The organism is Gardnerella sp. DNF00109, assembly GCF_049262845.1.
In the GTDB taxonomy this organism is placed as follows: Bacteria; Actinomycetota; Actinomycetes; order Actinomycetales; family Bifidobacteriaceae; genus Bifidobacterium; species Bifidobacterium vaginale.
Window position 1 is genome coordinate 1,397,377 of sequence record NZ_CP058406.1, and the last position, 16,590, is coordinate 1,413,966.

Here is a 16,590-nt window from a genome sequence, read left to right on the forward strand (position 1 = left end):
TCAACGCAAGCGAAGACGTGAGCGCGCTGTAACGCGCGAGCGATACGCTTCATTCAGTGCGAAAAATCTCGAATCTATACCTAACTTGGCGCAACCTTGTAGTGCGTTTGTACCTGATTTACGGCGTGTCGTCATACAATCGCACTACAAGGTTGATCGTCGTTCGCGCGGATTAGCCGTGTGATTCCGAACGTCTATTAGTAGCCGCTCGGCTGATCTGGCGCGTAAAGTCCACTGGACTTTACGTTTAAGCCAAATCACGCTTTGAAGGAGCTTGAAATGCGTTATGAAATTTCAAGCTCAGTCAAAGCAAACGCACTACAAAAGTGCTCTCGCGCGCGACGCTTTAAAACTCAAAGCCACAAATCTATCTAAATGCAACTTTATAACGAGCAATAGCTGCAACAAATGTAAGTATAATGAACAGCGCAAAAGTATAAACAATGTTGCTTCCTGTTTGAAGCATAGATCCACCACGCTTTGAAACACCATTATCTACAACAGTTACTTCAGTCCATGCGATTTGTTTGCCACTCTCGTCTACAAGTAGAACAGTGTGTTTACCAGAGTATCCAGCTGGGAATATTGCATCGAATTGAGGCACGCCATTCACCATTCGTACAGTAACATACTTTGAACCGTCGGAGCCTTTAAGCAATCGCGGAGACGAGTAGATGTATGCGTAAGCATATGCAATACCTTCACGATTCAGACGTTCAATAAACTCGCCGTTTTGAATGCGAATGTTTACTTTGTTCACAACTCCAGCATTCGCAACATTATTGTCTCGTACTAGCAGAGTTCCTCTTAGCTCTGACTTAAGCTGCTGCACTGTTGCCGGTGCAGTAGGAGTTGGAGCAGCTGATGATGGCTTAGCAGGCGCAGATACAGCAGAATTTGAGGAAGATTCAGGTTTTGTTTTAGCTGGTTTAGACTGATCTGAATTTTCATGCACATTCTGCTTAGGTTTTGAATGAGTTTGATATTCAGAAGTAGAGTGAGACTCAGCATTAGGCTTAGATTCAATACTATTATTAGGTTCATGAGCAGGCGTATTAGACTTAGAGCCTTGCTGGGATGCAGAACCTGATTCGGAATTACTAGGAGCAGTACCCACATCTGGGACTAAAGTATGTGGAGCAGGATGATTTTCAGTATCAGAGTCTCCAGGAGTTTGCTCACGACCAGGCGTAGATGAATTTGGCTCATGAGTTCCAGGATGAGTTTCTCCAGGAGTTGGAGTTGGAACTGGCGCTGGCTGAGGAGCCGGATTCACAGGATTAGAACCAGGCTGAGGATGAGGGCCAGGCGCTGGAGCCGGATTTGGCACTACAGGACCAGGAACAGGTGGCTGAGGTGATGGAGTAACAGTACCAGGAGTTTGTTCATGCCCAGGAGTAGATGGATTCGGCTTCTGCGTACCAGGCTTAGATTCATCCTTCAACTTATTGATATCCAAAGGATTCATCTTATATTTGAGAACATCATCAACATTAATATTTGCAAAAGGATTGTCGTTCTTCTTTTCAGCATCCTTCACAAGTACTGAAGTCGAAAGAGCAGAAACCTTGTAATTTCCATTGTCATCTACAATAATTTCAGGAACGCTAGATTCTTTAGCCTTTCCATCGGCAATGCGCACGCGATACTTTCCTTTGCCAATATTCACAGTAAATTCACCACTATTAGCATTGAAAATAAACACATACGTTTTACCGTTGTTGTCAACACTAAATGCGTTAATACCATCGCTGCTCTTAATCCAATGCATATTATTGTTAACATCAGAATATTCAGAATCTCGTAAAGCTGGAATCTCGTTTCTTAGCTTTATCAACGCTTTGAAGTACTCGACAGCATCTTCATTCGTTTTAACTAGATCCCACTTAACGGAATTGTCACCGTCGCCAGCATTGTAACTATTAGCATTACCATTCTTGCTTCGTAAGAACTCTTGACCAAGCTCAAAGAATGGCATGCCATGCGCAAACATTACAAGCGAATTAGCAAGCATTACTCGCTTCTTAAGATTCTCTTCTGTCTCATTAGGCAAGGATTTCTTCAACTTATCGTAAAGATTAAGATTGTCGTGAGCTTCAACATATTGCACAGTCTGACCAGCATTCGCGTAGCGCCTACCAGTGCAGCTTGCGTTTCCAGGCTGGCAGCCGTAAAGATTTTGCATTACAAGATTGTCGCTGCCTCTGTTTCCAGACACGAATCCAGCAACATCATCATCTCCTTGACCCTTTACAGCATCACGGAAGGAATCGTTAAAGAACGCAACGCCATTATTTTCAGCAAGCTTATACGCATTAGGCTGAATAGTGCGGTTTTCATAAGGCAATTGGCTCATATCCCAGCCTTCGCCAAGAATAATCGAGTTCGGGTCAATTGCATGAACAGCTTCACGCACTTCCTTAATGGTTTCAAGGTCAATCAATCCCATCAAATCAAAACGGAAGCCGTCAATACCGTACTCTTTAGCCCAATACTTTACAGAGTCAACAATATACTTTCGCATCATTTTGCGCTCTGAAGCAGTATCGTTTCCGCAACCAGATCTATTAGACAAGCTGCCGTCATCGTTGTAACGGAAGTAGTAGCCTGGCACAGTTTGGCCAAAAGCGTTCTTTTGCGCGTTATAAACGTGGTTATAAACCACATCCATAATCACGCGCAAGCCAGCCTTATGCAAACCTTCAACCATTTGCTTTAGCTCCGTAATACGCGTAGCAGGATTTGCTGAATCAGACGCATAGGAGCCTTCTGGAACGTTGTAGTTTATTGGATCATAGCCCCAGTTTTGATGAGGATTATCTTTGTCGTTCTTATCAACATAACTCAAATCTCCTGCTTCATTAACAGAACCAAAATCATACATTGGCATGATTTGCACATGAGTGATGCCGAGGGACTTCAAATAATCAAAGCCAGTTGTCTTGCCATCTTTTTTAGCACCAGATTGAATTACACCAAGATACTTTCCGCGCTTTGCAACATCTACGCCAGAACTTTCATGAATCGAAAAGTCGCGAATATTCATTTCTGCAATAGTCGCATCAGTTGGACGCTTTCCAAATGATGCCTTACGAGATACAGGTGTTGCCATGTTGCCACCGAATACAACGGATCTCATTCCATTTCGCACAGCAGCTTTTGCATAAGGGTCTGGAGAATTATTAACAGTGCCATCTGCAAAATAAACCTTGTATGTATAAGCAGTGCCAGCTTTTGCATAACTCGTAGTAATACTCCACACGCCAAGCTTTCCATCTTCTGTGCCAAGAGTCATATCTTGCTTTTTATCTTCTTGCGCTTTTTCATCAGTTGACTTATAAGTTACTAACTCCACTTTTGCAGCAGTTGGCGCCCAAAGCTTGAAAGTCGTAGAACCATCTTTTACAACAGCACCCAAGTCATCGCCTGTGTACGCATACTTTTGATCAAACTCATCAGTGCGAACAATCTTAGAACCTTTAACAGTTGAAGCAGACACTGTTTTAGGCATTCCACCAACACCCTTAATGTTGATTTCATACATTTTCTTAAGATCTAATTCGTTCTTTGCAGTGATTACGATCCTATTATCCACAACAGCAACTTGCGAAATATCTACTGTCTTGTGTTGATTTTTCTTTGAATCTGTAACATCAGTTACAGTAACATTTTTCTTCTCAACTTCCGAAGGGTCGCCGCTCACGTTTACAGTAAATTCCTTAAAAGACGTAATATCAGCATTAATAGCATTAGCCTTCGTGTTGATTACGTTTGGGCTTAAGTAAACTCTACTATCGCCCTGCATAAGCCAGATTTCAGCATTACCAGTGTTACCATCTTCGCTTAAGGTAATTGCTTTTGCAGGAATTGGGCGATCGCCTTCGCCAGGATCTTTAGAAACCCAATCGTTGCCTTGCATAGAATAGCGCACAATAAACTTTGAATCTTTTATGCCAGAATCATTGTGGAATGTATATTCTGCAATCTTACCGAAATCATCATGAGCCGTAAAATCTTGCTTTACGCCCTTCTCACTACCGTACCAAGTCCAAAGATTCCAACCAGCGTAATCCTTATTTGTTCTGCGGTAGTGAACAGTAACATTTAATGTTTTAATGCTATTAAGCTTGTTAGAGACTTCAGATGGAGGTTCTGCAAAAGTATTTGAATCTCCTCCGTAAACCCAAGCTTCGCCAACACCATCTTCGATTTGCCAGATATTACGATCTCCGCCGTCCTTATGCCAGTCCTGACCATCAACGGGTTTCTCGGTAATAATAAATCCGACTTTTCCGCTCTCGTAAGTGCCATCAGCTTCAACTGCGTAAGTCTTACCAAAAGCGTCTTGACCATTGAATTCATGCCAAGCACCTTTTATCTCTTGACCATCTGCATTTTTAAGACCCCAGATATAGACGCCCATATGGCGATTGTCACCATATTTTTGCTTATAGTGAATAACAATCTTTGTCTTTAATTCAGTAGGCTTTGAAGATGTGTCCTCAACCTTGCAAGGAATGCTAGCAGATTCAGAACCTTTCCAATCGGCATCTACTACATAAGTTTTCGAACCAGCTTGAATTTCAAAGTTTGCTCCAGACTGATTGTTCTTGTTATACCAATTACTTCCACCGTCATTAAATACAGCAGTAATTTGCTTGCCATTATTAGGAATTGTTCTTGCAAACCAACCATCGCAAACTTTGCGCATTGGTCTACCAGGAACTGCAGTCCAAGATCCATTGCCGATTTGATAATGAATATTTACAGAACTTGGATTACCTGCTTTATTTTTAGCATTAAAATAGACAGTTGTTGACTGGTCTTTAGCATCGTCAACATTGTATTTTGGATCAGATTCATCACGTGCTGGACCAGCTTTACTAGCGCTATCTGCTTTAGAATCCACATGCAAAGCAATTGCAGAATAAGGAGCAATAGTCGCAGCAACCTTGCCATCTGTAACTTTAACAGTCTTAGAGCAATTCCCCGCAGCATAAACGTTGCAATACTCACCATTTGGCAAATCAGTAGTATACAAAACTTTCTTTGCGTTTGGAGTATTGTTAATTGCTAAGAAGCCCTTGCCTGCGCGGCTAAATGCAATGTTATTATTGTCACTCTCCTGCCAATTAGTGACTTGAGCACCATTTACAGCATTAAAGAAGCCAACCATTCCACGAATCGAAGTCCAACGCTGAGTGCACTGCCAACCAGTTATTGGAGAACAATCTACATCTTCAACTTTATCTTCAGTCGCTCCAGGCGCACCATCATCCTTATGACCATTCTCAAACCTATACCCCGAGTAAATGTTTGGGTTTCCATATGGGTAGCCAAGCATAAACGCGTTTGCAAGCTCGTAGCGAGGACCATCCTTATAGGTAAGCGTGCGCACATAATTTTCGCGAGGAGTATCCCAATTAGTAACAAAAATCGAAGCTTTATCACTTGGAACAAGTCCATTAGTAATATTCTTTAGATTCGAAATTGAACCATAAAAATTGCTCTTTAATCGGTAGGAATACTGGAATTCGTTGACTTCACCTTCGTTTAAATGCTGATCTGGCTGTATTTCTTTAGCTTCAGAAGGATCACCAATCGTCTCCTGCATCCACCAAATCTTGTCAGGCGTAGTGTGCGCAGCATCAGCAGCAGCTTTCTTAATCGCAGCCATATCTGTTGGAGAAATATGTTTTACTGCGTCGATACGGAAGCCAGCAACACCAAGCTTGAGCAAATGAGCAAAGTACTTACCTAAAGTCTCTCGCACATGCTGCTTTGACGTATCCAAATCAAGCAAGCCAACAAGCCTGCGATTCCACACTTCCTCAGCATTGTTATAGTGCTCAATATTCCTAGCATCTTGATGGAAATCATCCTTTTTATATCCAGCATCTGGGAAATCTTCTTTAGCAGCGCTATATTGGCTTCCACCAACACCCTCTGTATGAGTGTCACCAGCACCAGTCATGTGATTAATAACAGCATCCGCAATGATTTCAACGCCTGCAACTTTGCAAGTGTCAATCATGCTCTTAAACTCATTTTCAGTACCGAGTTTTGACTTTAATTTATAGCTCACAGGCTGGTAAGAAGTCCACCACTGAGTACCCTTTACATGCTCATTTGGAGGAGACACCTGCACATACTTAACACCCTCAGGACCATAAGTTGTTTTGCATTCTTGAGCAATACTCTTCCAATTCTGCTGGAATGCAGTAACAATAACGCCCTTACGGTTAAGAGTTAGATTGCTAGATTGAGGATTACTAGATTCACTACTAGACTCACTACTAGCGCTTGCATTGCCAACAACAGCAAAACCTGTTATTAACATTGCACTCGCTGCAATCATAGAAACTATTTTCGACGCAAGGTGGCGATGAGTGACCATCTGCATATCCTTTCCTCCGTTGGCACAAACATGCTTCTATATTGTTTTATTCCATGCAAAACATGAAAACTATAGGTGACACAACTATGTTTCACTTCTTATTACAACCAACTTTGGTTTACACATAAGATTGCTTATTTTGAACGCAAATCGCCATAAGCACATTGAATTTTTCGCAATTTTGCACGTAAGGAGCTATTGTAACACTTTTGCAATTTTTACAAAAGTCAAAAATACAACTGCGATATTAGTTGCACATGTAGTGCGAACCCGCACAAGCTTGTGTGCGAATCGACTTGCATGGGCGCTTTGACTGATCTTGAAATTGCATAACGCATTTCAAGCTCCTTCAAAGCGTGATTTGGCATGTAAAGTCCAGTGGACTTTACATGCCAAATCAGCCTAACGGCTACTAATAGCCGTTAGGAACAGCGCGGCTAATCCGCGCGAGCAACATTTCCGCATTTTGTTGTTGATTTTGCCGTTTTGAGCAACATTCTCGGGAAAAATCTCCCGACTTTGTAGCTCAACACGCCGATTTGAGCAACATTCTCGGGAAAATCGCTATTGCAGATTAGCCACACTCATGTCTACGCTAGCAGTAGTAGCCGCTTGCATCTAGGCGAGCGTCTGGGTTTAGCAGCATAGCTTTTTCTGCTTCGTGACCATCGTAGCGAGTGCCATCCGGAAGGCGCGTGCCATCCTTCAGCAAGTGACGATTCTCAACAGGCTCGAACAAAGCAGATCGACCCATCATGCCTTCCTCAAATCGTCTCTGGCCCGCAGCCAAACGCGCATTCGCCTTGGTACGCCAATTCTTAAGCGCATCCGCACCAGCGCTAGCTGCCACAGAAGCCTCAAACGCACCAGGGTGAACTAATGCCACAAATCCGCTAACGTGACCGAAGCCGAGCGAAGTTGCGAGAGCAGCCTTCACTGCACAAGAACCTGCACCATCACCAATGCGCATCGGCTCACGCAACCAAACCATGTGGTCGTCGCGCGCAAGCTTAGGATCCACGCAGTCAAGTGATGCGTTTCCAGGGATTACGCCACTTCTAAACAGTTGTGTCAAACCGTTGATTTGGAAGATGCACGCACCACCCTTTGCATGTCCGGTCAGCGTCTTTTGGCTGATTACGAACAGTGGATTTCCGTCCGTGCGTCCGATTGCGTGCGCAAGAGTATTGTGCAGCTCGGATTCGTTCGGATCGTTTGCATTCGTAGAAGTATCGTGCTTAGAAACCACAGCAATATCGTCCGGAGTAACGCCGAGAGCTGCCAAATCACGCACGAGCTTAGACTTAGCTCCACCCATGCCCGCAGCCAAAGCACCCAAGCCCGGAGCAGGAATAGAAGTGTGAATGCCGTCAGCATACGAATGAATGAATCCGACTACGCCAGCAACAGGTAAACCAAGCTTCAAAGCAATATCGCCGCGCGTAACCAAAATCGTACCGCCGCCTTGTGCTTCAAGGAAGCCGCCGCGTCTGCGATCGTTTGCGCGAGAGAAGAATCGTGGATCGATGCCCTTCGCATACATTTCTTCGCTATTGGCAGTTGCGTTCATATTGCCGAAGCCAACTACGGATTCCACACCGATATCGTCAATTGCGCCAGTTACTACGAAGTCAGCTTTGCCGAGAGCAATCTTGTCGACGCCTTCTTCGAGCGAAACCGCTGCAGTTGCGCATGCAGACACCGGCTGAACCATATTTCCGTAGCCGCCGATATAGGTTTGCATTACGTGAGCTGCAACAACGTTTGGAAGCGCCTCTTGCAATACGTCCGTAGGAATTTCGTGGTTAAGGAAGCGATCCAAGTACAGTTTGCGCATTGAACTCATGCCGCCGAAACCGGTTCCTTGCGTGGAAGCAACCATCGACGGATGCACAGATTGCAAAATCTCCGAAGGCGTGAAACCAGCAGAAATATAAGCGTCTACAGTTGTGACAATATTCCACAGCGCAATCGTGTCAACACTTCCAACCATTGAAGCTGGAATACCCCACTTCAGCGGATCGAAGCCCTTAGGGAATTGTCCACCGACGGTTCTGGTCATTGCAGCCCTACGCGGCACGCGAATCATAGAACCTGCCTTGCGCGTAACAGTCCATTCGCCAGATTCTGCATCGCGAGCAATCTCAGTGTGCGATTCGTCAAGCGCCACGTATTCGCGCGCAATTGTTTCTGTTGGAACGCTGAAACTCACGTCGTGATCGAGGAAGATTTCTGCTTCTTCTTCGTTCGCTCCATCCTTGTAGTCGCCGCCCATGCCGGTTTCGAATGGTCGAATACCGGAGCGCGCCACTACTTCATCGCGATATTTCTCTGCAATATCTTCTTCTGGAACAAGCGTGCCGTCCGCATCATACCAGCCTGGCTTTGGTGAATCCTGCCAAGTAAGCAAGCCCATATTCCAAGCCAATTCCAGTACTGCTCCTGCAGAAAGCTCCACGGATCCATCTTCGCGAATTCCAAGTTCTGCTTCGAAACGAGTACGTCCAGAACCCCATGGTCCAAGTTCGCCGACTGAGACGATTACAATTTCGTCTTCTGGACGCGCTGTTACGTTCTTCCAATCAGCCAAGTTGACTCGCGGCTGAGTTGGCACGTAAGGCGTTGGAAGTGCTTTGTTGGTTGATTTAGCAGTTGATTTAACAGAAGATTCTGCAGCTTCTTCTGCAGCTTCTTCTGCAGCTTCCGCAGCTTCAGCACGCTTCTGATCTTCCAGTGCTTCTGCACGAAGAGCATTCAAATCAAGAGGCTCCTTGCCTAATCCACCCGTAAGATCAACGTTCAAAGGCGCGATTGCGGCCTGTTCGCGCGCTTCCTTCGTGCACAAATCGAGCAAACGATCTGCCATTTCTTGCGTTGAGTAGGTAGTTAATCCATGACGTTCAACTACAGCCACAAGCGGATCATTTCCACCCATTAAGCCGGTTCCACGCACCCATCCAATCTTAGGATGCGCAAAAGTCACGCGATCCGACCACACACTTTCTGCATGCGCACGGTTCACAATCGCGTCGAAAGCACTCTTGACTTCGCCGTAAGCACCATCGCCGCCGAACATACCTCGGTTTGGAGAGCCAGGTAACACAACGTGCATACGATGTTGTACATCTGTATCTGCTCCAATCTGTGCAAATCCGGCGATTGCACGCTCCACACCCCACAGCATCAAGCGCGATTGCGATTCAAAAAGCGAACCAGAATCAGCCAAAGTACCGTGAACTGGTGGAGCTGCAAACGGGAAGAACATGCTCGGCTCGTAAGCAGGCTTCAAAATAGTAGTAGTTGCGCCGCTAACTTTCTTCGAAACTGTGCCAACCCACTTTACAAGCGCGTCAACATCGCGATAACTAGACAAGTTTGCTGGAACAAGCCACAACTTTGCGCCCATTTGAGCGTTTTCGCGATACGCTTTCTTCGCCCAAGACTTAACGCTCGGCTTGAAACTGTGCGAAGTTGCGATAACCGTAGCTCCACCCTTAAGCAAGCCCGTTACTACGCGAGCAGCAATCGAATTAGGAGCAACGCCTGTAACTACTGCAACTTCTCCTGCAAAACGAGTTGCTTGAGCAGTATCGGCGTTGTTTTGCGCAAGTTTAGTGCGAGAATCGCGAACAATACCATTAAATATTGTTGCAAGATTGTTTAATTCGCGAGATTTAGAAAGACTTGCAAACCACTCAGCTTCCGAAGCTACTGCTTCCCCTGCACCAAGGAAACTACCAAAATCATTTAAGATTTCAGAAACTTCATTTACCTGAATATCAACATTCTTTCCAGCATACTTGTAGTACAAGCGAGCAACGTCTTCGCGAGCCGAAGCCCAGCGGTCGTCGAAAAGAATTGCCTTTCGCTCATCAAATCGAGGAGCCACCTGCTTTGGCCAATCTGCACCAAGCTCAGCTTCAACAGCAGACACAACAGCAGCATTTTCGTCACTTTCAGTTTCTGCTTTAGGAGCCTCAACACCAAGCTTTGCTAGCACAAACTTAGCAGTTGCAGCAAGTATGCCATCTGCGCCAACAACCTGCTGAGCGAAAGCGTCAAGAGCTGCAGAATCAACAACAGCACCGCCGGCTGCGCCAGCAGCACCAGGCTGAGAAACGCTAACGCCATGAGCTTGAGCAACTTGTGCAATTGCTGCGTCGATTAAAGCGTCAGCTGCAGCAGTATTCTTTGCAGGATCAGTTGAAAGTTGCGCAAGATTTTCACCGCGCACGCTAGCACCTTCACGCGTTTGCAAAACCAAAGCCGCAAGAACGTGCGCACGCCAGCCTTCTCCAAGTTGCCAGACTTCAGAGATTCGCTTGTCAATTTGCGCTGGTTTCACACCGGCTGCACCGAAAAGCGCACGCAAACGTTCGCGCACAATATCGGAAAGCACGGCACCAAAAGCTTTATAGCGAGGAGCAACCGAATCAACTAACTTTTTAAGCGCACTCATTGGAGCTTCTGCAGCACCGTCCACGCTTGCCACGCCAAGCTCGGAACTAATATCCATAAGAAGCTGGTTTCTGCGCGAAGATACGCCATTTGTAAGCGTATCAGTTGTATCAGTGTCGCCGATTTGGTCAAGACGGATTTTTGCACTATACGCAATAAGCATTGAGATTGCGTCGGATGCTTTGAATGGCAAGTCTGCTACAGGTCCGCTTGCGGCTGCATTAGCTGCAGGAGCAGCAGAGACAACATTTGCTGCAGGAGCTGCAGGAGCAGTAGTCGCATCAGCAGTGCTACTTGCTTCTTGACTATCTTCCTCAGTAAACACTTCAGGCACAAGCGAATCAGTGTCAGTCATATAAACGCGACCTTCGTCACGACCAACGTTGTAAACAGTCACTTTTTCGCCACTAAACTCCGGCAAAGCAAGAGTTTTAGCACCAAGATTTGCCAAAGTTGGCGCGTTTCCTAAACCAACTTCAACGTACTCTTCAACGCCAAGACCACCGCGAGCGCGATCGGCAAACATAAGAGCCTGCGTTTCAATCCAACGAACTGGAGAAGCGAACTGCCATGAAAGAAGCTCCGTAAGAAGCAATCTACCGAGCTTCTGCTCATCCTCTGCATAAGATTTCCACGTAGTTTCATCTTCCAAAGCTGCTTCAATGCGCTCAGATGGCACAACATCCAAAATCTTTTGCGCAAATTCTCGCGTAAGCTCAAACGGGCAAGCCACGAGGTTTGGAATGTAACGGCCTACAAGCACAGAGTAATCAATATGCTTCGGCAGCAGCGAATCGAGCTTGTCGCGGAATTCTGGCACACCCTTTCGAAGAATTCGAGAGTGGAACGGCACGTCAATTCCTGGCACAAGCATAAATGGAGGCTTACCGCCATACTCTTTAGCCCTCTTGGTAGAATCTTGAGCCAAAGCTTTCAAACCTTTTATTGTGCCTGCTATTGCGTATTGTTGACCTGCCAAGTTGTAGTTTACGATTTGCAAGAATTCGCCAGTTTGCTTAGAGATTCCTTCAACGTACGCGTTTACACCATCATCGTCCACACCGAACTGGTTTGGACGCAAAGCGCCCATTCGATAGTTGGATCGGCCTTGCTCATCTCGCTCAATCAAGTGATGCATTGTAGATCCGCGGTGGAACACGAGTTCCAACACGGTTTCTAGCGGAATAATTTGAGCGAAGGAGCTTAGCGCATTGTATTCGCCAAGCGAGTGACCAGCAAAATACGCAGGCCAAATATCGCATCCTGCTTCTCTTAAACGCGCGGTTTGCGCAAAAGCAACAGTAGCGAGCGCAACTTGAGTAAATTGCGTTAAGTTGAGCAAGCCTTCTGGATGACGATATGTTACGCCATTTGCTGTTAATTCCTTAGGATTATCTCGCACTACAGCAAGAATTGAGAATCCTAGTTTTTCGCGAGTGAGTTTGTCTGCGCGCTCCCAAGTTTCGCGCACAGCTGGCGATTTGGCGCGCTCATCCAATGACATTCCTTGTTTTTGGATACCCTGACCTGGGTATACGAATGCTGCTCGCGGCGCGCGTGTAAGTGCGCTCGCTTTAGAAACTATTTGCCCGTTTACTCGGCATGTGATTTCTAGCGCTAGCCCTCCGCGGCGTACTTTCCCTACTCGTTCTACGGTAATTTCTACTTCGTCATCAAGCTGCACCATGCCGTACATGTTGTACGTCCAGCCAACAAGATCATAGTGTGCGCCTTTTTCATCCAATGCTTGAGCAACATGCTGAGCTGCTGCTGAAAGCCACATTCCGTGTACTAGAGGTGCGGAAAGTCCAGAGATTGCGGCTCCTCTTTTGGATGTGTGTATTGGGTTAAAGTCACCTGATGTGCGCGCAAAAGCTGTCATGTCTTTAGGTGCGCGAATTACGACGCGTCTAAGCGCTCTTCTAGGCGTGTTGTCTACGCTAAATCCGTGTAATTCTGCCGCATCTCCGTATTCTGGAGCAGACTTTGGTAGTGCTGCACTGTAGCTTCGTCCACGAATCGCGAATCGTTCTGTTTCGTGCGCGATTTTTGTTCCGTCTTGCGCATTGTGAATTATGTGTATTGTCACTACTCGCCCAGAAGCTGATTCGGCGTAATCTTCTGCCCAACCAGTGAGGTTTATGCGTGTTCCAACATATTTTTGCAGGTCGTCTGTAGATAAATCTAGTTCTATTAGGTGGTCTAAATGTACTGCGTTGAGTAGTCCTTCAATTACTGGGTATCCGTCTACCATTACGGATCCTAGTGCTGAGTATATTGTTGGCCATGCTGGACCTACTAGCGCGTCTGGCACGATTCTTGATGCTTGCAAACCTTCTGGCAGGCGTCCAGCTGTAGCAGATTCGTGGTCGATTCCTAGGTTTCTAGAAAGCGTGTATGCTGATTTAACCACGCCAAATGGTATTTCGCAGGCTGTTTCACATGTTGTTTCACAGGATGATTTGTTAGCTTTTCCACAAGCTATTTCTTTTTTAACTTGCTCGCACGCTTCTTGGCTTGCGTCTACTTTTGGCATTTCACTTAAAACATCTCCAGTAATCGCAGTATTTCCAATGCCTGCGGTTGCTGCCAACATGTTATAAACGTGTTTTGGTAGTCGCTCGCGGTCGACTACTGGTATGCTTCCAGCACGCTTTGCGTCTACAATAAGCGGAATTACGATATCTCTAACAGCATGATTTTTGCCGCTGTTCTTTACGCTATTTTTACCACTATTTTCATTGCAGGCTTCGTGCTCATCCCAGAACGTGTCTAGTTTAATGTCTAGATCAAGCTTAATTACGCTATTTTCTTCACTTATTACGGTTATAACATAGTTTTCACTATTATTTTGCGTCTTATAAGCAGGATTATTGGTTACGTGACCAATCCAAGAAATATTCGGACATGAGCGCACATATTCTTCAACATTTTGCGCACAGTCTATTTGGCTAAACGCGTTTTGATTAAAGCCCAGAGGCAAGTCGCAAGCAACCGAACGATTTATAACCGCAGCCTCAAATCTTCCTAAAATATCCGCGATTGGCTCATCCATTGTGATTATGCCTGCAACAGAAATAGGTCCTGGAATTACTCGCACAGCATCCGCAGAATATCGCGAATCTTCCGACTGCCAAAGCTGATCCTGACCCCACCAGCGAAGAAGATCATTGTCAATTACTGGCACAAATGGCATCGGCTTAGGATATTCACGCACCAAGGTTGGGAACCACGCAGCATCCATTGGAACAACGTTCATCGTGCTCGCATTAGGAAAAACTTGCACAAGAGAATCGAGAGCAGACTGAGGATTTTCAGCAACCTGCTTAATATCTGGCAAAATCGAAGTAAATTCGCCAGAATCTTGGCTTATTAAACGCGCTTCAATACGCTGTAACAAATGCAGGTAGCGATCCGCGTAAGTAGGATCTGCCCAAGGATAGCTTAAATCAAGGAATCGCTGCGCAAACTGGGTATATGTCATATTTTCAACATCGCCAAAATATGGTTTTGCAGTAGAGTTAAGCGCGCGAATCACTTCATCTCTGCGGCTAGAAAGCTCTTCTGGATGCTTCATCATATGAACAAGAAGACGACCACAGCGCGCGGACGCATTCTCAATCTCGTAAATATCCGCGTGCAAATGGCTTAATCCGCTTGTTACTCCGCCAACAACCTTTCCAGAAGGCACCCAGCGCTCTCCAATCGGAGCAAACGGATCTTCACTTGCGCCAAGACCTTCCACACACGCATCATTTGCTTCTGTGATTCCAGGCGTTTCCACCAACATGCGCTTAACTTGCGCGCTTGTGTGCGCTTCCTTTGCCGTCATTGCTGCAGTGCCAATCATCACAGCATCTACAGGCATATTTGGCAAGTCGTACTTATTGGACCATTCGCCACTAATGTAATCGGCAGCGCGCGAAGGGGTGCCGATTCCGCCACCTGCTACAAGCACCAAATTATTGCATTCGCGCACTTGAGCATAAGTGCTAATCAGCAAATCATCTAGCGACTCCCAAGAGTGGTGGCCGCCTGCAGATCCGCCTTCTACTTGCGCAATAATTGTTGCTGGCTTAACAGCTTTTGCAATGCGAACTACTTGGCGAATCTGCTCTACTGTTCCTGGCTTAAAAGCAACATACGGGAATCCGTCGGCTTGAAGAGTTTCAACAAGTTCCTTCGCTTCGTCTAACTCTGGGATTCCTGCAGAAATTACTACGCCGTCGATTGGCGCTCCAGAAGCACGCTTTTTTGGAACTATACGTTTGCTGCCAAATTGCAAATTCCACAAATAGCGGTCCATAAACATGGCGTTGAATTCTACGGTTGCTCCTTCTTGCAATTGCTTGCTCAAAGAGTCCATGTGCCTGTCGAATACTTCTTCTGTTACTTGTCCACCGCCTGCAAGTTCTGCCCAATATCCTGCGTTGGCTGCGGCGGCTACAATTTCTGGGTCTACTGTGGTTGGAGTCATGCCGGCAAGAAGCACAGGAGCTTTGCCTGTTAGCTTGCTGAATTTTGTTACAACTTTCTTTCCAGCTGGAGTATCGATTACTCGCGGCGCAAAATCCTCCCAGCAGCCAGTACGCAATAATTCAGCTTCTGCAGCGCTAGTTGTGCTTGCTTTTGCGCGCGCGTTCATTGTCCCGACTTCTACTACGCCAGCTCCGCTTCCTTGTAGTAGCACGTTTGTTAGCTTGCCAAGCACTTCTCCTGGACCCATGTCTAGTACGTATAGCTCTCGCGCATTCACGTTATTTAAAACTTTTTCTATTTGCTTCGCCCAATCTACTGGCTCTACTAGCACAGCGTTTGCAAGCTTTAGTGCAAGTTCAGCATCTAATCCTGCGTCCTTTGCCCAGGCTTCAACTTGTTCTACAGCAGGTTTCATGATTGGAGAATGGAATGGCACTGTAACATCTAAATACTCTGCGATTGGCGCAAAAACCGATCCGCCTCGTTCCTTCATTTCGCGCATTTTTTTGGAGCGCTGCGACTCTTTCTGTGCCTGATTTTGCACGGCTTCCATGTCTTCTGGATATCCTGATAGCACAATGTGATTTCGCGAGTTTTTAACTGCGATTGATATAACGCCTCTGGTTCTTTCTACTCGCTTAATCAAGGCTTTTGCCTGTTCAAACGTAACGCCTTTTAGCGATAGCATTGGTGTTTTTTCGCCGTTTCCACTGATTTCTAACATTCGCGCTTCGCGGTCTGCTGCTGCTCCGATTATGTATGCGATTGCTATAAGTTCAGCTATTTGGTTTTGCGCGTTTTGCCATGACCCTGCTTTTATACGAGCTTCTACTATTTTTGCGGCTATTATGCCTTGAGAGTGTCCAAGGCTTGCAATTGGCTTGTTTACTTCAAAGTTGTAGCCTAGGTTTGTTAAGTCTTTTACGCTTGCAAGCTGAGCAATTGTGATTCCTGGTACGCTTAATTGTGCGCTGGCTGTGTTGATTTTAGAATTTTCTAAAGCATCGAATACGTTTATGTCACTTCCAGCATTTGCTAATAACTGTGGATATATGTTTGATAGTAAAGTTTTTGCTAATTTGTTATATTCGCGTAATTCTTTATTTAATTCTGCATCGTTTTGTGTTTCTTTTAAGGCTTGCACCCATGGTGTGGATTGTCCTGCGAAGGTAAGAATGTGTGGTGTTTGTGCGAGCTGGTCAAATAAGTATGTTGTCATTTTATTTTCCTTTGTTCGTGGGTTTAAGTTTTATTTT

General features: G+C 45.7%; 2 protein-coding genes. Both read right to left on the reverse strand.

Annotated elements, in window-relative coordinates; genetic code table 11:
• Window positions 1-367 precede the first annotated feature (367 nt).
• Window positions 368-6,397: a type I pullulanase gene (gene pulA, locus HXT20_RS05445; protein WP_422114468.1), complete on the reverse strand. Its 6,030-nt coding sequence runs from the start codon at window positions 6,395-6,397 to the stop codon at window positions 368-370.
• A 595-nt stretch (window positions 6,398-6,992) separates the two neighbouring features.
• Window positions 6,993-16,553: a fatty acid synthase subunit beta domain-containing protein gene (locus tag HXT20_RS05450; RefSeq protein ID WP_422114306.1), complete on the reverse strand. Its 9,561-nt coding sequence runs from the start codon at window positions 16,551-16,553 to the stop codon at window positions 6,993-6,995.
• Window positions 16,554-16,590: the final 37 nt, after the last annotated feature.

Bases quoted from the DNA above. Each gene is read 5' to 3' on its own strand.
- pulA (WP_422114468.1), bottom strand. From the start codon at position 6,397: ATGGTCACTCATCGCCACCTTGCGTCGAAAATAGTTTCTATGATTGCA.
- HXT20_RS05450 (WP_422114306.1), bottom strand. From the start codon at position 16,553: ATGACAACATACTTATTTGACCAGCTCGCACAAACACCACACATTCTT.